This is a genomic window from Bradyrhizobium sp. LA6.8, assembly GCF_040547935.1.
Lineage (GTDB): Bacteria > Pseudomonadota > Alphaproteobacteria > Rhizobiales > Xanthobacteraceae > Bradyrhizobium > Bradyrhizobium barranii.
This window is the reverse complement of sequence record NZ_JBEPQQ010000008.1, coordinates 1-18,746: the sequence shown is the minus strand read 5'-3', so window position 1 is coordinate 18,746 and position 18,746 is coordinate 1. Positions and strand designations below refer to the sequence as shown.

The window sequence follows — 18,746 nt, the reverse complement described above, 5'->3', positions numbered from 1 at the left end:
GACCTCAGTACGAGCGGGGCATGCCGAGCACGTGCTCGGCGACGTAGGACAGCACCAGGTTGGTCGAGATCGGCGCCACCTGATAGAGCCGCGTCTCGCGGAATTTGCGCTCGACGTCGTATTCCTCGGCGAAGCCGAAGCCGCCATGGGTCTGGATGCAGGCGTTTGCCGCTTCCCACGACGCATCCGCGGCGAGCATTTTTGCCATGTTGGCCTCCGCACCGCAGTCGAGCCCGGCTTCGTATTTGCGCGTCGCTTCCTTCACCATGAGTTCTGCCGCGCGCATCGCGGCGTAGGCCTTGGCGATCGGGAACTGAATGCCCTGGTTCTGGCCGATCGGCCGGCCGAACACCGCGCGCTCCTTGGCGTAGTTCGTGGCCTTCGCGATGAACCATTTGGCGTCGCCGACGCATTCGGCCGCGATCAGGATGCGCTCGGCATTCATGCCGGAGAGGATGTAGCGGAAACCGTTGCCTTCCTCGCCGATCAGATTCTCCGCCGGCACCTTCATGTCAGTAAAGAACACTTCGGTGGTGGCGTGGTTCATCATGGTGCGGATCGGGCGGATCTCGAGGCCGTTGTTCTTGGCCTCGCGCATATCGACGATGAAGACCGAGAGACCATCGGTGCGCTTCTTGCTCTGCTCCTTCGGCGTGGTGCGCGCCAGCAGCACCATCAGGTCGGAGTGCTCGGCCCGGCTGGTCCAGATCTTCTGGCCGTTGACGATGTAGCTGTCGTTGCCTTCCTTGCGCGCAAAGGTCTTCAGCGAGGAGGTGTCGGTGCCGCTGGTCGGCTCGGTGACGCCGAACGCCTGAAGCCGCAATTCGCCGCTGGCGATCTTCGGCAGGTACTTCGCCTTCTGCTCGTCATTGCCGTGCCGCAGCACCGTGCCCATCGTGTACATCTGGGCATGGCAGCCGCCGCCGTTGCAGCCGGCACGCTGGATCTCTTCGAGGATCGCGGCCGCCGCGGACAGCTTCAGGCCCGCGCCGCCATATTCCTCGGGGATCAGCACCGAGAGATAGCCGGCCTGCGTCAGTGCATCGACGAAGGCCTTGGGATAGGCCATCTCGCGATCGAGCTTGCGCCAGTACTCGCCGGGAAACTGCGCGCAGAGCTTTGCGACGGCTTCGCGGATGTCGGCGTGATCTTCGGTGTGGTGTTCTTCACTCATGGCGTTTCCCGTATCTAGCGGCAGTCAAGATAACGCCGGCCGATCCTCTGGCGTTGTGAAAACATCGCCAGCCCCCTATGCTCATTTGCTATAGCGTATGAAGTAGCCTTCCAGGATTGGCAAGCATGGATTTCCGGCAGCTCAGGACCTTCAGTTGCGTGGCGGAGCTCGGCAGCCTCTCCAAGGCGTCCGACACGTTGCGCGTGGCGCAGCCGGCGCTCTCTAGGCAGATCAAGCTGCTGGAACACGAGCTGCGCACCGAATTGTTCACGCGCAACGGACGCGGCATGGTGCTGACGGAAGCCGGCCGTCTCCTGCTGGCCCGCACCTCCGGCATCGTGCGGCAGATCGACCAGATCCGCGACGATATCCAGTCGACCAAGGGGCCGCCGTCCGGCCAGGTCGTGCTCGGCCTGGTTCCGACCGTGAGCTGCGTGCTGTCGGCGCGCTTTGCGCGGCGCTGCGTCGAAAAATTTCCCGGCATCTCGCTGCGCATCGTCGAGAGCTACAGCGGCCATCTCGTCGAATGGCTGCATCGCGGCGAGATGGATCTGGCCATTCTCTACGGCCGCTCCGCCGATCTGCATCTCAACGTGGAGAGCCTTGGCCGCGACAACATCGTCGCGGTTGGCCCGCGCGGCTGCGGCCTCGCGCGCAAGAAGAGCGTCGATGTCGGCTGGCTGCTGCGCCAGCGGCTGGTGCTGCCCAGTCATTCCCACGGTCTCCGCGCGCTGATCGAGCACGCCGCCGCCCAGCGCAAGATCAAGCTCAACGTCCAGCTCGAGGCGGATTCGTTCCGCGTGCTGACGAGCCTCGTCGAGGAAGGCCTCGGCTTCGCGCTGCTGCCGCCCTCGTCGGTCCACGGTGAGGTCGCCGACGGACGGCTGGAGACCGCGCCCGTATCCAAGCCGATGACGCGCGAGCTCATTTTCGCCTCTCCGATCGACCGCCCGGCCTCGACGGCGTCGCTCGCCATCACGACGCTATTGCGCGAGGAAGTCGCGGCCTGCCGCAAGGAAGGCCTGTGGGACATCAAGTTGAGTTAGATGCACGCGTGTCCTAGAACAGCCGCGCGCCAACTTGCCTTCGCATCTGGCGCGACCTGTCATGCCGGAATTTTATAGCTGGGCTGGACGATGCGTGAGGGGGCTCACTGTCGGTGTCATTGCCCGCGAAAGCGGGCAATCCAGTATTCCAGAGGCTGCAGTGCTCGAGCCGAGAGGCCGCGGCGTACTGGATGCCCCGCCTTCGCGGGGCATGACAGGGGGGCCTACCCCGGAATCCTCACCGGCAGCGACTCATAGCCCTTGATGAAGCTCGAATAGATCCGTTTGGGCTCGCCGACCACTTCGATCCGGTCGAAGCGCTTCAGCATCTCCTCCCAGACGATCCGCAGCTGCAGCTCGGCCAGCCGCATGCCGACGCAGCGGTGGATGCCGAAGCCGAAGGAGAGATGGGTGCGCGGCCGCGGGCGGTCGATGATGAAGTCGTTCGGCTTCTCGAACATCTCCTCGTCGCGGTTGCCCGAGACGTACCACATCACGACGCGGTCGCCCTTCTTGATGTGCTTGCCGCCGATCTCGGTGTCGGCAAGCGCGGTGCGCCGCATATGCGCCAGCGGCGTCTGCCAGCGGATCACCTCGGGCACCATGGAGTCGATCAGCTCTGGATTGGCGCGCAGCTTGTCGAACTGGTCCGGGTTCTCGCTCAGCGCCAGCACCGAGCCGCTCATGGTGTTGCGCGTGGTGTCGTTGCCGCCGACGATGAGCAGGATGATGTTGCCCATGAGATTGTCGGGGTCCATGAAGCGCGTCGCATCGTTATGCGCCATCAGCGACAGCAAATCGTTGCGCGGCGCGGAGTTGACGCGTTCGTTCCAGAGCTTGGACATGTAGGCGTAGCATTCGTCCATCTCGCGGCGGCGCTCTTCGGCCGAGGCGACGATGCCGCTCTTGGGCAGCGCGGTCGCGACATCAGACCAGCGCGTCAGCTTACGACGCTCGTCCCAGGGGAAGTCGAACAGGGTCGCCAGCATCTGCGTCGTCAGCTCGATCGAGACGCGTTCGACGAAATTGAAGGTCTCGTTGCGCGGCAGGTTGTCGAGCACGGTCTGCGAGCGCTGGCGGATCAGTTTTGCCAGCTCGTCAAGATGCGTCGGCGTGAACATCGGCGACACCGTCTTGCGCTGCGCCGAATGCTGCGGCTGGTCCATCGCGATGAAGCTCGGCCAGTCATAGCCCTGCGGCACGTCGCGGATCCCGATGCCGCCGAGCGTCGAGTCCGAGGAGAAGATGCCGTGACTGGTGTCGACATGCATGATGTCGTTGTACTTCACCACCGACCAGTACGGCTCGATCGGCGCATTGGTGCAGTAGTGCACCGGCTCTTCCTTGCGCAGCCGCTCGAACCACGGCCACAGCGTGTCGTCCTGGAACAGCCTGGGTGCGCCGGGGTGGAATTGCGCCAGCGGCGTCGCATAGGCCTCCTCGCGGGCCCTGCGCATGCGTTCGTCGTTGTCGGTTTTGACCGGAGTCTGGATGTTCATGGTCGTAGCTCCAGTGTTTCTCTTTCTCCCCGCAAGCGGGGAGAGGGAGTGATCTCACGCCGTAATCTTCACCGGCAAGGTTTCAAGTCCCTTTACGAAACTCGAATAGACCCGTTTGGGTTCGCCGACCACGTCGATATGGTCGAAGCGCTTGAGGATCTCTTCCCAGATAATCTTGAGCTGAAGTTCGGCAAGCCGCAAGCCGACGCAACGGTGAATGCCGAAGCCGAAGGACAGATGCGTGCGCGGGCGGGCGCGGTCGATGATGAAATCGTAGGGCTTTTCGATCGCTTCCTCGTCGCGGTTGCCCGAGACGTACCACATCACGACCTTGTCACCTTGCTTGATCTGCTTGCCGCGGAACTCGAAGTTGGCAAGCGCGGTGCGCCGCATATGTGCCAGCGGCGTCTGCCAGCGGATCACCTCCGGCACGAAACTGTCGAGCAGGCCGGGGTTCTCGCGCAGCTTGCGATACTGCTCCGGATGCTGGCTCAGCGCGTAGATCGATCCCGACATCGTGTTGCGGGTGGTGTCGTTGCCGCCGACGATCAAAAGGATGAGATTGCCGAGGAAGTTTTTCGCATCCATGTCGCGCGTCGCGGCGCCGTGCGCCATCATCGAGAGCAGGTCGCTCTTCGGCGGCTGCTCGATGCGCTCCTTCCACAGCCGCGCGAAATAGCCCGCGCATTCCGTCAGCTCGGCCTGCCGTTCGTCTTCGGTGGCGACGAGGCCGTCCGGCCCGGGAATGGTGGTGGCGATATCGGACCAGCGCGTCAGCTTGCGGCGGTCCTCCCAGGGGAAGTCGAATAGCACCGCGAGCATCTGCGTGGTGAGCTCGATCGAGACACGATCGACCCAGTCGAACACCTCACCGCGCGGCAGATTGTCCAGGCACTCGGCCGAACGCTCGCGGATGCTGAGCGCGAGATTGTCCAGATGCGTCGGCGTGAACATCGGCGCTACGGTCTTGCGCTGCGCCGCGTGGCGCGGCGGATCCATCGAGATGAAACTCTCGCGGCGCAGGTCCGGGTCGATGTCGCGGATGGTGATGCCGCCGAGCGCGGAGGCCGAGGAGAACACCGAATGGTTGGTCTCGATCTCCATGATGTCGTTGTAGCGCGTCACCGACCAGTACGGCCCGAACATCGAGTCCTTGCAATAGTGCACGGGATCCTCGCGGCGCAGCCGATCGAAATAGGGCCAGAACGTATCGGTCCTGAACAACTCGGGATCGCCCGGATCGAACTGCTCCAGCGGCAGTGACGTGGCGCGCGCGCGTAGCTCGTCGAGCTTCGCCGCGCTCTCGATGGTCCCATGCATGACCGCTCTCCCTGACATGAACCGCGCGTTCTCGTTGAATTCTGCGCTGCGGTATTTGATTTGCAATTACAGCCGGTTGTCTGCGTCGGAGCAAGGGAGACTTTTGCCACATCCAACCTTTGCGAGAGGTGGCTAGATGCGTAGCCCGGATGGAGCGGAGCGAAATCCGGGATTCGGGCCGCCATTGGCGCTGTCCCGGATTACGCTCCGCTCCATCCGGGCTACGGATCAGCAACCGTCACGCAGATGTGTCAACGTGATCTCCCGCACCCCCGCGCCTGCGGAATCATGCGAGAAATCGAGGTAAATCGAACCCAGCCATCTTGGGGATCGACCAAATCTCTGATCTATAGTTTGACCGTATCAGGTCCGCACCCCGAGGTTGCCGCCGTGAACGACATGCAATGGGCCCCCATCGGGTCCGAACCCTTACCCCCGCCGCTGCCGCCCACGCGGGTCGATTTCACCGGCAACCGCTCCGAGTTCCGCAAAATGGTCACCAAGGGTGCCATGCTTGAGCTCGTCACCTTCGGCTTCTACCGGTTCTGGCTGGTCACCGACATCCGCCGTCATTTGTGGACGAACACCGCGGTCGACGGCGATGCGGCCGAATACACCGGCCGGGCCAAGGAGCTGCTGGTCGGCTTCCTGTTCGCGCTCGCGATCCTGGTGCCGATCTACCTCGCTTATTTTCTCATCGGCATCGAGTTCGAGCGCTGGCAGGGCTTTGCCTCGACGCCGCTGTTCATCAGCTTCTACGCCTTCGGACAGTTCGCGATTTTTCGCGCGCGGCGCTATCGCCTGACGCGCACGGTCTGGCGCGGCGTCCGGTTCTGGATGGACGGCTCGGGCTGGGCCTATTCGTTCCGCGCCATGGCGTGGGGCCTGCTGGTGTTTCTCACCCTCGGCCTGGCGCTGCCCTGGCGCGAGGCGTCGCTCGAACGCTACAAGATGCGGCACACCCATTACGGCGATCTCTCCGGCGATTTCGAAGGCGACGGCTGGACCTTCTTCAAGCGCGGCTGGTGGCTGTGGCTCTTGAGCCCGATCGCAATCGTGATCTTCCCGCTCGCTCCGTTCTTCTATGCCGAGTTCAAGGCGCGTGAATGGCGCTGGTGGCTCGACGGCATCCGCATCGGCGGTGTCAGCCTGTCCTCGGAGTTGCCGCACAACGCGTTCTACGGCCTGTACTGGAAAGTGATCGGCTGGTGGATGCTGCTTTCGACCATTTTCGCCGCCTATATGGGCGGCGGTGCCTTGATCGTCGTCCAGCTGAGTGGCGTTCCGGCTGATCAGGTCTTCGGCCCCGGAAATGCCGGCAAGAGCATCCCGATGCTGGTCATGATGGTGATCGGCTATTTCGCCGTGGCGCTCGCGATCAACATCGTCATGCGGGTCTATCTGCAGCGCGATCTCTGGGCCAAGGTGCTGGAAACCGTCGAGGTGCACAACATCGGAGCCGCGGCGGATGTCCGCGGCAGCGGTGAGCTTGCCAGCGCGCTCGGCGAAGGCTTTGCCGATGGGCTCGATGTCGCGGGATTCTGATCTGTGAGTGAGTTGTCCACCGAGGTTCCGGCGCAGTCCGCCAAGCCGACGATCTTCTTCGACGGCGTGTCGAGCCGCAGGCGGGAGGTGTCGCTGGCGCTCGGTGACGCGCTCGACATCGTCGAGGACGGCGGAGCGCCGGTTCGCTGGACCTATGCCGACATTCGCCGCGCCGACAGTCCGGCAGGGATATTGCGCCTGGCCTCGACATCCGCGCCGCCGCTGGCGCGGCTTGAAATTCGCGACGCCGCGCTCGCCGCCGACGTGACCGCCCGCTGCATGCGTCTCGACGAGCACCAGACGTCGCGCCGCGGTGTCGCAAAGATCGTCGGCTGGTCGGTGGCCGCCGCCGTCTCCATCGTTTGCGTCGTGCTGTTCGGTGTGCCGCTCGCTGCCGACCGGCTCGCGCCGCTGGTGCCCAAGCCGATCGAACGGCGCATCGGCGACGCCTCCGAAGTCCAGGTGAAAACCATCTTCGGCCGCAAAGCGTGCGAAGACCCCGCGGGCAAGGCCGCGTTCACAAAACTGGTCAACCGTCTGCGCGATGCCGCCGGCCTCGACGACGATTCCATGACGGCCGGCGTGCTGCCGACCTCGGTGCCGAATGCATTCGCGCTGCCCGGCGGCAAGGTGTACGTGCTGAGGGGCTTGGTCGACAAGGCCGAAAACCCCGACGAGCTCGCCGGCATCCTTGCTCACGAGCTCGGCCATCTCAAGCATTACGACAACATGCGCGGGCTGATCTACAACGGCGGCACCTCGTTCCTGATCGGCCTGTTGTTCGGCGACGTCACCGGCTCCTCCGCCGTGATCTTTGCCTCGCGCAGCGTGGTCGAAGCCTCCTATTCGCGCGAGGCCGAGACCGCCGCGGATACGTTCGCGATCGAGATCATGCACAAGCTCGGCCGCTCGCCGAAACCCGCGGCCGAATTGATGTTCCGCATCACCGGCAAGGAAGGCGGCTCCGGCCTCACCACGATCCTGGCGAGCCACCCGCTCACCGAAGACCGCCTCGCGCGCATGACGAAGGAAGATCGTCCCGCCAGCGGCCCGCCGCTGCTGACGGACAAGGAATGGCAGTCGCTCAAGCTGATTTGCGGCAGCGGGAAGATCTAGAGCGTTTTCGAGCGAAGTGGCGACCGGTTCGCGTGAAGAAAACGCGTCAAAAAAAAGATCTCCGCGCCTACCGCGTCCCGTAAGCGCGGTCGCCGGCATCGCCGAGGCCCGGCAGGATAAAGCCGTTCTCGTCGAGACCTTCGTCCACTGCAGCCGTCCAGATCGGAACGTCGGGATGCAGTCCACGCAGCCGTTCGAGCCCCTCGGGGGCCGCGATCAGGCAGGCGAGGCGGATGTCCCTGGCGCCGCGCTCCTTCAGCCGGTCGATTGCGGCGACGGCAGTGTTGGCGGTGGCGACCACCGGGGTCACCACGATCGCCAGGCGCTCGCTGAGATCGGACGGCGATTTGAAGAAATACTCGACCGCGGCAAAACTGTGCGGCTCGCGGTAGAGGCCGATATGGGCGACGCGCGCGGTCGGCACCAGATCCATCATGCCGTCGACGAAGGTCGTGCCGGCGCGCAGCATCGGCACGAACACCAACTTCTTGCCGGCGATCTTGGCCGAATGCATCGTCGCCAGCGGCGTCTCGATGACGGTATCGGCGAGCGGCAGATCCCGCGTGATCTCGTAGCACAGCAGCATGCCGATCTCCTTGATCAGCTCGCGGAAGGATTTGGTCGAGATGGACTTGTCCCGCACCAGCGTCAGCTTGTGCTGCACCAGCGGATGATCGACGATCGTGACGCCTTCCATGAAACGCTCCTAACGAAATGCACTTGGGTGAAACGCGACGGGCCGTTGCTTCTTCCCTTCTCCCCTTGTGGGAGAAGGTGGCGCGAAGCGCCGGATGAGGGGTCTCTCTCCACGAACTCCAATGAGAGATGCCCTCGCGGAGACAACCCCTCACCCGGCTTCGCTTTCGCGAAGCCACCCTCTCCCACAGGGGGAGAGGGTTTAGAAAACCGTGCCGTCGCTGATCACCTTGAGCGGCGGTGAGCCGTCCGGCCGGCGCGCGAAGGCGATGGCGCGGCCGGCAGCCCAGCTGCCACCTTCGAGAATGCTCGCGAGGGGCAAGGTCTCGGGCGTGCGGCCGAGCCTGGCGCGGATGCTGCCCGCAAGCCGGTCGAGCAGCGCAACGGTGAGCGCGCGCCACTCCACGACGAGCAGGGAATCCACCGCATGCGCGCGCTCGGCATCGCCGGGATCGCGCAGGCGCAGTACCTCGTGATCGACGAACAGGCCGCCATTGCGGTATTCGGCGAGCCCGGTGAGGCCGTCGATGTCGGTGACGTCAAAGCCGGCGCGCTGCAGCGGCTCGATCAGCGAATAACTCAGCCATTGCGACAGCTTGTGCAGGGGTACGAGGCCTGCCGTTGCGTCGTCCGCGTCGATCGCCGGGTGACGCCAGCAATCACCGAGCGGAATCCCGGCGAGCTCGAGCCGTGACGGCCAGATCGGTCCAAGCTGGTTCAGCACTGCCGACAGGATGGCGGGCGCGGCGACCGCGCCGCCCACAGCCTGTGCCGCGATGTGATCGAACAGGCCGCCTGGCCGCGGCGTATCGTGCAGGCCGAAGATGTCCGCGCGCTCGGCAACCAGCTTGCCCAGACGTCGCAGCAGATCAGTGCGTCCGTCGAGACCGAGCAGCGGATTGGCATCGCTCGCCTGAAAGGCCGAGATGAGGGAGGCCAGCGGTAGTTTCGCCAGCACGTCTGCATCGGCCCTGAACGGCGCACGCGCATCGCCGGAGAACAGGCCGCCTGCAAACATGTCGAGGCTTGCGATGGCAAGCCCCTCCGATCGGCCGATACTTTCGCCGGTCCCGGCGTCGCGATAGCGCCACGTGGCTCCCGCGCCTGCGTCGAGCAGCACGCTGACGATGGCGAGGTCGAACTCCGCGCGCGCACGTGCCGCGCGATCCGGCCACGATACTTTGTCGGCAAGGCCCGCCCAGCGATCGACGCCGCCGAGCACGAAATGCCGCCAGCGGGCATGGAAGGGGATGTCCAACGTCGGATAGGCCTTGCGTGTGACCGCGATCACGGCCTCCGCCACACCATCCATGCGGTCGAGGTCGATCGTGAAGTGCCGGAGCCCGCCGGCGAGGCCGATCTCGAGCATTTTTGCGGCACGCGCGCGAACCGCTCCTGCGCTGAGCAGGGAGCGGGCCTGTTGTTCCAGAGCCTCCGTCATCGCGCGATCAGTACTTTTCCAGCGAGCGCCCGACCACGCCGTTCACGTCCTTTTCCGGCGCGATGTCGGTCGTGTAATAGCCGGCGGCCTTCTTCGCGGCGATCTCGACATGGGCGTCGGCCGGAATGAGCTCCAGCGGGATCGGCACGCGCTCCACGATGTCGATGCCCTGCGAGGTCAGCGCGTCATGCTTCATGTCGCTCATCGACAGGAAGCGGTCGATGCGCTTCAGGCCGAGCCAGTGGATCGTATCCGGCATCAATTGCTGGAAGCGCGCGTCCTGGACGCCGGCGACGCATTCGGTGCGCTCGAAATAGGCCGCGGCCGCGTCGCCGTCCTCCTGGCGCTTGCGCGCATTGTAGACCAGGAATTTGGTGACCTCGCCGAGCGCGCGGCCTTCCTTGCGGTTGTAGATGACGAGCCCGAGCCCGCCTTCCTGCGCGCCGCGCGCGGATTCCTCGATGCCGTGGATGAGATAGGGGCGGCAGGTGCAGATGTCGGAGCCGAACACGTCGGAGCCGTTGCACTCGTCATGCACGCGGCAGGTGATCTTGGTGCGGTGGTCCGGCAGTTTTGTCACATCGCCGAACATGTAGACGGTGGTGCCGCCGATCGGCGGCAGGAATATCTTCATGTCCGGCCGGGTGACCAACTCGGGGAACATGCCGGCGGTCTGCTCGAACAGCGTGCGCCGCAGCTCGGTCTCGCCGGTGCCGAAGCGCGTCGCAAGGCCCGGCAGGTACCAGACCGGATCGATCGCGATCTTCACCACCGACACGCTGCCATTGGCGTGTACGACCTCGCCGTCGGCGCGCAGCCGTTTTGCGGCGAGCGCCTCGCGGATCTCAGGCAGGTCGAGCCGCGCGCGCGTCACCGCGATGCTTGGACGGATGTCGACGCCCTCGGCGATGTCCTTGCCGAAATTCTCCGCGACGAGATGCCCCCAGGGATCGAGCGCGACGATCTTGTCGGGATCGCGCCATTGCTCAAACGGTCCGATGGTCGCGGCCGGAAAGGTGTTGGTGAGGTCGGGCCGGCGGATCGGATCGAGCGCGCCTGCGGACACCGCGAGCGCCCGGTACATCGCGTAGGAGCCGCCATGGCTGCCGATCACGTTGCGATCCCCAGCGCGCGACACCGTGCCGATGATCGGCCCCCGGGCGCGCGCGTCGGCTGCGCCCCAGTGAATCGGAAACGCGGCCTTTTTGCCCGGCTCCGGATGGGAGGTCAGGCGGATGTGATCGGTACGGTTCGCGCGGCTCATGTCCAGGCTCCCAAAAAGCCGACGGCCCGCCGCTCGGACGGGCCTGGCTCACCTGCGTTGCCGGTGCCGAACACCGGCGATGCAAGCTCAATCCAACATATTGTAGCGGCTGGCGACGACAGACAAGTTAATGGTACCGCGCCGGGCAGGCGATCATGGCCAAATTCCCGTCATCGACGGGCAGGTCGGGCTCGCCTGCTTGCCGCGCCTTCGCCCCGGCCGAACCCTGCTATTCGATCCGCGCGATAGGTCTAAGGATTTGAAATAGTTTTATTTTTTATGTTTTCAAGAGGGTGTCCCGCAAGTTGCGCCACCGCGGTGCCCTGGGCTGGACCGGACCCACATAATCGGACAAATAGGTCGCCTCTCGCCTGGAGACTGCCATGCCCACCGCCAGCTACATCGACCCCCGCAACGGACAGCTCTATCCGCTGGACCAGCCGCGCTGGTGCTCGGATGAGCGCACGCCGCTGCTGGTGACGCCGGGACCAGGCATATCGCGGGCGGACGTCGACGGTGCCACGCGCTCGCTCTGGCGCTACCGGGCGGCGCTGCCGGTCGAGATCAAGAAGCCGATCACGCTCGGCGAAGGCTGCACACCGCTGGTCCAGCAGGACTGGGGCGATTTGCGCCCGTTCTTCAAGCTCGAATGGTTCAACCCGACCGGCAGCTTCAAGGACCGGGGCTCTTCGGTGATGCTGTCGTTCCTGCGGCAGATCGGCGTCGACGCGATCCTGGAGGACTCCTCCGGCAATGGCGGCTCGTCGATGGCGGGGTTGGGTGCCGCCGGCGGGATGCGCGTGAAGATCCTGGCGCCGGCCTCGACGTCGCCGGCCAAGATCGCGCAGGTGCGCGCCTATGGCGCGACAGTTCAACTCGTCGAGGGCCCGCGCGAGGAGTCGGAGGCCGAGGCCATCCGGCAGTCGAGCCAGACCTTCTATGCCAGCCACAATTGGCAACCGTTCTTCCTCGAAGGCACCAAGTCGTTCGCCTATGAAATCTGGGAAGACCTCGGTTTTCGCGCGCCCGACAACGTCATCGTTCCGGTCGGTGCGGGCAGCAGCCTCTTGGGTTGCGCCTTCGGCTTCCGCGAGTTGCTGAAAGCCGGGCAGATCGCGAAGCTGCCGCGCCTGTTCGCGGCGCAGCCGCTGAACTGCTCGCCGATCGATGCCAGCTTCAAGGCGGGTGTCGACACGCCGGTCGCCCGCGAGGTGAACAAGACCATCGCCGAGGGCACCGCGATCAAGAAGCCGCTGCGCCTGCGCGAGATCATCGGAAGCTTGCGCGAGAGCGGCGGCGGCACCGTTGCGCTGACCGAGGACGAGATCGTCGCCGCGTTGCGGCGTCTTGCGCGGCAGGGATTGTTTGCCGAACCGACCAGCGCCAGCGCGGCCGCTGCATTGGAAAAACTCTCCGCGGCGGGATCGATCAAGGCGAACGAGACCACGGTTGCGGTCCTCACCGGCACGGGCCTGAAGGCTGCGGCCACCGTCGCCGATCTCGTGCAGTAGAGGCGGGGGAGGCGCGCCGCTTACCCTCCCCTGGAGGGGGAGGGTCGATCGCGCGTAGCGCGAGCGGGGTGGGGTGATCTCTCCACACGGGCAGCGCTTCGGTGGAGAGACTTTCACCCCACCCCGTCTCACGTCGCTGACGCGCCGCGAGCCGACCCTCCCCCTCCAGGGGAGGGTAACGGCATCTCACTCCTTCAGATCATTCACCCGCTTCACCCACGCCCTGACATCGGCGAGCACCTGGGGCAGCACCGCCCTGACCTCCTGCACGGTCATGCCGGGCTTGATGCGGGGATCGTAGAGCAGGTTGAGGATGTACTGGTCGTAGACGTCGAAATAGCCCATCGACACATTGTCGTTGAACATGGTCCACGGCACGCTCGCGGTGTCGTTGATAGGGCCGAGCGATTGCAGCAGTTCCTCATAGGCGCAATCGAGGAAGGTGAAATCGCCGTTGTCGACGGTGAGGATCACGTCGGAATGCTCGATCTCGAAATTGTCGTTCTTGCGGAATCCGGACAGGCATTGCGGATCGAGCGAGGTGCGGATCTCGCGCGCCTTCTCCGCGCCGTAGAAGCTGGAAATCGTCCGAAACAGGTCGCGGTCGCGAACCAGCTTCACCCGCACGTTCGCGGCTTCGCTGGTGTCGATCATGGCGATGTCGAGATGCTGCACGCGCCTGCCGATGTCGGCCACGACCTTGGCGAGCTGCGTCTTGCGGTCGGCGCGCTCGCTCTCGGCGTAGACGCGCACCGGCCCGTCGAATTTCCGGATGCGGTCGACGCGGCCGGCGAGGTGGTATTCGGCGCCGAACGCCGTCTTCAGAAAGCCTTCGACGATCTCGCCGTCGGTGAAGCTCTTCTTCTCGGCGCGCTGGCGCGAGGCGATCGCGGGCAATTCGCCCGCGACGGCGATGGTAGCGGTGTCAGGGGCGAACGCGAAAGTGGCGAGCGCCAGCAGGGCGATGCGAAAGCCTGACGAAGGCGGGGCCAATGCGCTCATTACGTCCCGACGCTGCCGTATTCGGCAGCGACGCACAAGACCGCATATTCACGCGCCCTGCGGGTTCCCGCAGTTCGCCGACGGCTAGTTGTTGAGCACGACCACCTTGGTGCCGACCGAGACGCGGCTGTAGAGATCGCTGACGTCCTCGTTGGTCATGCGGAAGCAGCCCGAGGACACGGCCTGGCCGATCGTCTCCGGCTCGTTGGAGCCGTGGATGCGGTAGAGCGTCGAGCCCAGATACATCGCGCGCGCGCCGAGCGGATTCTCGATGCCGCCCTTCATGTGGCGCGGCAGGTCGGGCCGGCGGGCCAGCATCTGCGACGGCGGCGTCCAGTCCGGCCATTCCTTCTTGGCGGTGATCCTGTGCACTCCGCCCCAGCGGAAGCCGTCGCGGCCGACGCCGATGCCGTAGCGCAGCGCCTGGCCGTTCTGGAGCACCAGATACAGGCGGCGCTCGCTCGTGTTCACCACGATCGTGCCGGGGGCGTAATTGCCGTTGTACATGATGGTGGTGCGGGGGATCGGGCTAGAGCCGCCGCGGAAGAAGCTCGGGCCGAAGCCCATGATCTCGCGCGAGTCGAACCCCTCGGCGAATGCGCCGCCGGCGGTGGCCGACAGCAGTGCGATGGCGGCAATCGGCGCGGCAAAAAATCGGATCATTGTTTCCCCCAGCAAAAAAATCGGATTCAACTGAAGTCACAGGCCATATTTGCGGGCTTTTCGCAAGCCACGGGCCCGTGAGGGAGATCATCCTTAACGTTTGGCGTTACCAAACCGGCAACCACGCTAATTTGCCTGAAAGCATTAGCCAAACAAGCGCATCGTCGCGCGGAGCAGGCCAGCGATGCCGGCTATTGCTTTGACGGAGGCGGCGAACAATGATTGATCGAGGGGACATTTGAATATTGCCGGTTGCAGGGAGCTTTGGGATGAACGGTGCGGAAAGCCTGGTGCGGACGATGGTCAAGGGTGGGGTGGATGTCTGCTTCACCAACCCAGGCACCTCCGAGATGCATTTTGTCGCGGCGCTCGATCGCGTACCGGGCATGCGCTGCGTGCTCGGCCTGTTCGAAGGCGTGGTGACGGGGGCCGCCGACGGCTATTTCCGCATGAAGGGCACGCCGGCTTCGACGCTGCTCCATCTCGGCCCCGGCCTGGCCAATGGCCTGGCCAATCTGCACAACGCCAAGAAGGCGAATTCCGGCATCGTCAACATCGTCGGCCAGCATGCGGTCTACCACATCGACTACAACGCGCCGCTGACCTCCGACATCGAGGGCCTGGCCCGGCCGATGTCGTCCTGGGTCCGCACCTCGCCGGACTCCAAATCGGTTGCAGCTGACGGCGCCGCGGCGATCGCCGCCGCCAACAGCGCACCGCCACAGATCGCGACCCTGATCCTGCCCGCCGACACCGCCTGGAACGAGGCCGATGGCATCGCCGAGGTACCGGCCGAGCAGCAGCGCGCCAGCTATTCGCCGCAGGCGGTCGAGCGGGCCGCGAAGATCCTGCACGGCGACGGCGAGGGTACGCTGCTGCTGATGACCGGCAGCGCGCTGAGCGAACAGGGCTTGGCGCTGGCCGAGCGTATCGCCGGCAAAACCGGCTGCACGGTGATGGGCCCGACCTTCCGTCCCAAGATGGCGCGCGGCCGCGGCCGCTATTCGATCGACCGCATTCATTACGTGATCGAGAACGCGCTGCCGATGCTGGCGAAGTTCCGGCACATCGTGCTGGTCGAGTCCGATGATCCGGTGGCGTTCTTCGCCTATCCGAACAAGCCGAGCATGCTCAAGCCCGAGGGCTGCGAGGTGCATCGCATGACCTCCTGGGGCGAGAATTCGGTCGCGGCGCTCGAAGCACTGGCCGGCGCGGTGAAGGCGAGCGCGAAGGACGTCAAGCCGCAGGCCTTGGCTGAGCTGGTGAAGCCGACCGGTGCGCTGACCTTCGCCTCGATCGCGCAGGCGATCGCATGCGCCATCCCCGAGAACGCGATCATGGTCGACGAATCCCTGACCACCGGCCGCGGCTTCTTCCCGCCGACGGCGGCGGCCGCTCCGCACGACTGGCTCCAGAACATGGGCGGCTCGATCGGCTTCTCCACGCCGCTGTCGATCGGCGCCGCGATCGCCTGTCCGGACCGCAAGGTGATCACCATGGTCGGCGACGGTAGCGCGATGTACACGATCCAGTCGCTGTGGACGCAGGCTCGCGAGAACCTCAACATCGTCACCATCGTGTTCGCCAACCGCATCTACCAGATCCTGCGCGGCGAGTTCGACAATGTCGGCGCCGGCGAGCCCGGCCAGCGCGCCAACGACATGCTGCGGCTCGACCGTCCGACGCTGGACTTCGTCGCGCTGGCGAAGGGCATGGGCGTGCCCGGCCGCGCCGTCACCAATGCCGAAGAGTTCAACAAGGCTCTGGCCGAAGCCGTCGCCGAGCCCGGGCCGCGGCTGATCGAAGTCCAGATGTAGGGCGCAGCATCAGGGAGCGCCGAGGGCCGGGGGGCAAGATGCAGACCGAGCTGAACAAGGTGATCGCGGCGCTCCGGGACCTCTACGCCCACGAAGGATTCTTGTTCGAGAAGGACGTCGGCGAGCGGGCGGTGACGCACCGCTTCGCTGTCTATCTGGAGCGGCAATTCTCCGGCTGGTCAGTCGATTGCAACTACGACCGCCTCGGCGAGCGCACGCTGCATCTGCCGCACGGCACCATCGTCTCCACCGACGATCATCTGGGAAAATCGATCTACCCCGACGTCGTCGTGCATCAGCGCGAGATCCCGAACAATCTGCTCGCCGTCGAGATCCGCAAGGTGAGCAATCACACCTCGCTCGACCACGACCAGCACAAGCTGATGGCGCTGACCGACGCGCATGTCTGGTTCGCGTACTGGATCGGCTTGCTGCTGGTGCTGGACAGGCAGCATGTGACGATTTCGGAAGTCTATGTCAGCGGCGTCGTTGATCAGCCACTGTCGCTATGGTTTGCGGCGCGGCTGGAGGAGAGCGGTCTAGGGGCTGCGCATTAGACCGTCTCCACAGCGTCATGGCCGGGCTTGTCCCGGCCATCCACGCCTTGTCACGTGGTACTGAGAACGTGGATGCCCGGGACAAGCCCGGGCATGACGACCTCCCGTGAACTGTCACCACCTCAGTGCAGCGGATCGCCCTGGCCGAGCGCGTAGGCGACGAGGTCCTTCAGCGCGAAGCTGGAGCCGGTCACCGGTGTCCATTGCGGGTCGAGCGACAGCACGGAGGAATGGTCACCGAACATCATGCCGAGGAAGACCTCGGCGACGATGCGACCGCCGACGGGGCCGAGCTGCGGCGTGTTGATTCCGGTTGCCGGCGCGCCGGTGGCCGGGATCGTCACCGCGGTCTGGAATTGCCGCGCCTCGGCCAGGATGTAGGTCCAGAGCGGGCAATTGCCGGCAAACACCCCGTTCGCGATGGTCGCGATCCCAGTTTGCGGATCGCCCGCGCCGGGCTCGTCGACGGCCTTGCCGATGATGATCTGATCATCCGTCAGCGGCGTCAGGTTCATCGCCTTGGCGACAGCCTGGCCTGAGGGCAGGCCGAGCCGCCAGCTGCGCTCGAGATTGCGCAACGCCAGTGACGACGGATTGGAGGCGACCTCCGGCGGCAGCTTGCGCAGCGGATCGACCAGCGACGTGTCGATGCGATAGGCGAACTGCAGCCGCTTCTTGTTGTCGGGATTGGTGTCGTCGTCCTCGACACCATAGGGGCGCGTGTCCAGATCGATGAAGCGGCCCCAATCCATGGCGCGTCCCGGGCCCATGGCGCGGAAGCCGGTCAGCGCGTTCTTGTCGGGATTGTGGGGGTCGGGGAAGATCTGCAACAGCATGTTGTCCGCATCGTTCAGCCGATAGCCGGGGCGGATCATGGAATGGCCGAGACGGTAGGCCGCAACCGAGAACTCGACCGGCATGAACGGATAGGTCTTCCAGTGATAGTGGGCGAGCTTGCTGCGGTCGTATTGGCCCGCGGTCTTCAGCTCGTCCAGCACGCTGGCGTGGACGATGCGCGGCAGGAAGTCGTTCAGCACGACGTATTGATAATGGAATCGGACACGCTGCTGCACCTCCTCGAACGACAGGCTGTCATTGTCGTCGACCATTCGGTTGTGAAAGCGCAGCATCAAGGCCTGGAACTGCGAGACGATGCTGTTCTCGTCGTTGCGGGGATCGCCGATCAGGGCGCGGCCCTTGAAGCGCGGCAGGTCGCTAGCATCGGGTACGCCCGCGCCGGTCAGCTTCTCGCCGAGGCGGAACTTGATGCCGTCATACATGTAGGGCTGATCGTTCGGACCGCGGCCATAGAGATTGTCTAGATCGAGCGACGGCGTGCGGAAGTCGACGAGCCCGTCGGGGTCCTGCTGCTTGGTCAGCGAGCTGACCGGATCGAAGGTGATGTCGTGGTCGATGAACTGGCCGAAATAGGTGTAGAGCGCGGGAATGCCGCTCTCCTCCGCGTCCGGACCGTCCTTCGGACCATCGAAGTCGGCGACCATCTTGTCGGCCAGCGCCGAAAGGTTCGCGACATTGTCGGCGTCGTTCGGACCGAATTTCGCCGGCGTGAGCTTGCGGAACATGCGTCCGAAGCGGCCCTGGGAAAGCGGCGAACGCGTTGCGTTCAGACCGCGCGGAACAATGCTGTGGCGGCTGCTCATTGAAAACACCTCCCTGAAAAGTCACGACGTACAACGAATAAAGCTAAAGTTGTTCGCAACAGAATATGCATGCGACGCTAGATCAGGCGATTGGGTGCCACAAGCGATCTGCTTCACACACTGCGCGACATCGATGTTGTTCCGGGAGGGAGCGTTACGAGCAAGCTGCGGCCGCGCTTTGCAAATTTTTCCCTGTGCGATGACGGATAACATTCTCGTCATCGGCGCGCACGAGCGGCTTCGCGCAAGTGAGTTCGCCGGACTGTCGGCGAAGTGGATCGTCTTCACGCAATAAGTGTGGCGGGGGGGGGGGGGGGGGCCCCCCCCCCCCCCCGCGGGCGGGGGGCCCCGGGGAGATTGGGGAAAAGCCGGCGCCGCGTTGTTTACCCAAAAGGCCGCCCGCCCGCGGCGGGGGGGGGGGCCCACAGATTAAT

At 64.9% G+C, this 18,746-nt stretch carries 15 protein-coding genes; 6 read left to right on the top strand and 9 right to left on the bottom strand.

Going from position 1 to position 18,746, the window contains the following annotated elements; translation table 11 throughout:
• Positions 1-4 precede the first annotated feature (4 nt).
• Entirely contained in the window at positions 5-1,174 is a 1,170-nt protein-coding gene (locus ABIA90_RS31725; protein ID WP_354121224.1) for an acyl-CoA dehydrogenase family protein, read from the bottom strand.
• Between the two features lie 125 nt (positions 1,175-1,299).
• Here ABIA90_RS31725 and ABIA90_RS31720 point away from each other — a divergent pair, with 125 nt between their 5' ends.
• Positions 1,300-2,220: a LysR substrate-binding domain-containing protein gene (locus ABIA90_RS31720; RefSeq protein WP_063985424.1), complete on the top strand. Its 921-nt coding sequence runs from the start codon at positions 1,300-1,302 to the stop codon at positions 2,218-2,220.
• Between the two features lie 224 nt (positions 2,221-2,444).
• Here the strand turns inward: ABIA90_RS31720 and ABIA90_RS31715 are convergent, their stop codons facing one another.
• The gene (locus tag ABIA90_RS31715; protein WP_354121225.1) at positions 2,445-3,719 is read right to left on the bottom strand and encodes a cytochrome P450; all 1,275 of its coding nucleotides are present in this window, start codon (positions 3,717-3,719) and stop codon (positions 2,445-2,447) included.
• A 54-nt stretch (positions 3,720-3,773) separates the two neighbouring features.
• Positions 3,774-5,039: a cytochrome P450 gene (locus tag ABIA90_RS31710; RefSeq protein ID WP_354121226.1), complete on the bottom strand. Its 1,266-nt coding sequence runs from the start codon at positions 5,037-5,039 to the stop codon at positions 3,774-3,776.
• A 390-nt stretch (positions 5,040-5,429) separates the two neighbouring features.
• Here ABIA90_RS31710 and ABIA90_RS31705 point away from each other — a divergent pair, with 390 nt between their 5' ends.
• A complete protein-coding gene (locus ABIA90_RS31705) occupies positions 5,430-6,584 on the top strand; it encodes a YjgN family protein (RefSeq protein WP_502916670.1) in 1,155 nt (384 codons plus the stop codon).
• A gap of 3 nt (positions 6,585-6,587) precedes the next feature.
• Complete coding sequence (locus ABIA90_RS31700) at positions 6,588-7,700, top strand: M48 family metallopeptidase (RefSeq protein ID WP_354121227.1); 1,113 nt, start codon at positions 6,588-6,590, stop codon at positions 7,698-7,700.
• Positions 7,701-7,767: 67 nt separating this feature from the next.
• On the opposite strand, the gene upp is transcribed toward ABIA90_RS31700, so the two are convergent.
• The 3 genes from upp to ABIA90_RS31685 all read right to left on the bottom strand — a co-directional run bounded on the left by upp (position 7,768) and on the right by ABIA90_RS31685 (position 11,101).
• Entirely contained in the window at positions 7,768-8,397 is a 630-nt protein-coding gene (gene upp / locus ABIA90_RS31695; RefSeq protein ID WP_014492299.1) for a uracil phosphoribosyltransferase, read from the bottom strand.
• A 201-nt stretch (positions 8,398-8,598) separates the two neighbouring features.
• Positions 8,599-9,837, bottom strand: a complete 1,239-nt coding sequence (locus tag ABIA90_RS31690) for a URC4/urg3 family protein (protein WP_354121228.1) — start codon at positions 9,835-9,837, stop codon at positions 8,599-8,601.
• Between the two features lie 7 nt (positions 9,838-9,844).
• Complete coding sequence (locus tag ABIA90_RS31685; protein ID WP_354121229.1) at positions 9,845-11,101, bottom strand: GTP cyclohydrolase II; 1,257 nt, start codon at positions 11,099-11,101, stop codon at positions 9,845-9,847.
• Between the two features lie 383 nt (positions 11,102-11,484).
• Between ABIA90_RS31685 and ABIA90_RS31680 the strand changes: the two genes are divergently transcribed.
• Positions 11,485-12,612, top strand: coding sequence for a threonine synthase (locus ABIA90_RS31680; protein WP_354121230.1), 1,128 nt, complete (start codon positions 11,485-11,487; stop codon positions 12,610-12,612).
• A 186-nt stretch (positions 12,613-12,798) separates the two neighbouring features.
• On the opposite strand, the gene ABIA90_RS31675 is transcribed toward ABIA90_RS31680, so the two are convergent.
• Together ABIA90_RS31675 and ABIA90_RS31670 are read right to left on the bottom strand one after the other, a co-directional pair.
• Positions 12,799-13,614, bottom strand: coding sequence for a DUF2927 domain-containing protein (locus ABIA90_RS31675; protein WP_085398749.1), 816 nt, complete (start codon positions 13,612-13,614; stop codon positions 12,799-12,801).
• An 84-nt stretch (positions 13,615-13,698) separates the two neighbouring features.
• Entirely contained in the window at positions 13,699-14,277 is a 579-nt protein-coding gene (locus ABIA90_RS31670; RefSeq protein ID WP_063985416.1) for a L,D-transpeptidase, read from the bottom strand.
• A gap of 269 nt (positions 14,278-14,546) precedes the next feature.
• Between ABIA90_RS31670 and ABIA90_RS31665 the strand changes: the two genes are divergently transcribed.
• Together ABIA90_RS31665 and ABIA90_RS31660 are read left to right on the top strand one after the other, a co-directional pair.
• Positions 14,547-16,094: an acetolactate synthase large subunit gene (locus tag ABIA90_RS31665; RefSeq protein WP_354121231.1), complete on the top strand. Its 1,548-nt coding sequence runs from the start codon at positions 14,547-14,549 to the stop codon at positions 16,092-16,094.
• 38 nt (positions 16,095-16,132) lie between these two features.
• The gene (locus tag ABIA90_RS31660) at positions 16,133-16,651 is read left to right on the top strand and encodes a hypothetical protein (RefSeq protein WP_354121232.1); all 519 of its coding nucleotides are present in this window, start codon (positions 16,133-16,135) and stop codon (positions 16,649-16,651) included.
• Between the two features lie 122 nt (positions 16,652-16,773).
• On the opposite strand, the gene ABIA90_RS31655 is transcribed toward ABIA90_RS31660, so the two are convergent.
• On the bottom strand, positions 16,774-18,312 hold the full coding sequence (locus tag ABIA90_RS31655; RefSeq protein WP_354121233.1) for a peroxidase family protein: 1,539 nt from the start codon (positions 18,310-18,312) through the stop codon (positions 16,774-16,776).
• Positions 18,313-18,746: the final 434 nt, after the last annotated feature.

Bases quoted from the DNA above. Each gene is read 5' to 3' on its own strand.
- ABIA90_RS31725 (WP_354121224.1), bottom strand. From the start codon at position 1,174: ATGAGTGAAGAACACCACACCGAAGATCACGCCGACATCCGCGAAGCC.
- ABIA90_RS31720 (WP_063985424.1), top strand. From the start codon at position 1,300: ATGGATTTCCGGCAGCTCAGGACCTTCAGTTGCGTGGCGGAGCTCGGC.
- ABIA90_RS31715 (WP_354121225.1), bottom strand. From the start codon at position 3,719: ATGAACATCCAGACTCCGGTCAAAACCGACAACGACGAACGCATGCGC.
- ABIA90_RS31710 (WP_354121226.1), bottom strand. From the start codon at position 5,039: ATGCATGGGACCATCGAGAGCGCGGCGAAGCTCGACGAGCTACGCGCG.
- upp (WP_014492299.1), bottom strand. From the start codon at position 8,397: ATGGAAGGCGTCACGATCGTCGATCATCCGCTGGTGCAGCACAAGCTG.
- ABIA90_RS31690 (WP_354121228.1), bottom strand. From the start codon at position 9,837: ATGACGGAGGCTCTGGAACAACAGGCCCGCTCCCTGCTCAGCGCAGGA.
- ABIA90_RS31685 (WP_354121229.1), bottom strand. From the start codon at position 11,101: ATGAGCCGCGCGAACCGTACCGATCACATCCGCCTGACCTCCCATCCG.
- ABIA90_RS31680 (WP_354121230.1), top strand. From the start codon at position 11,485: ATGCCCACCGCCAGCTACATCGACCCCCGCAACGGACAGCTCTATCCG.
- ABIA90_RS31675 (WP_085398749.1), bottom strand. From the start codon at position 13,614: ATGAGCGCATTGGCCCCGCCTTCGTCAGGCTTTCGCATCGCCCTGCTG.
- ABIA90_RS31670 (WP_063985416.1), bottom strand. From the start codon at position 14,277: ATGATCCGATTTTTTGCCGCGCCGATTGCCGCCATCGCACTGCTGTCG.
- ABIA90_RS31665 (WP_354121231.1), top strand. From the start codon at position 14,547: ATGAACGGTGCGGAAAGCCTGGTGCGGACGATGGTCAAGGGTGGGGTG.
- ABIA90_RS31660 (WP_354121232.1), top strand. From the start codon at position 16,133: ATGCAGACCGAGCTGAACAAGGTGATCGCGGCGCTCCGGGACCTCTAC.
- ABIA90_RS31655 (WP_354121233.1), bottom strand. From the start codon at position 18,312: ATGAGCAGCCGCCACAGCATTGTTCCGCGCGGTCTGAACGCAACGCGT.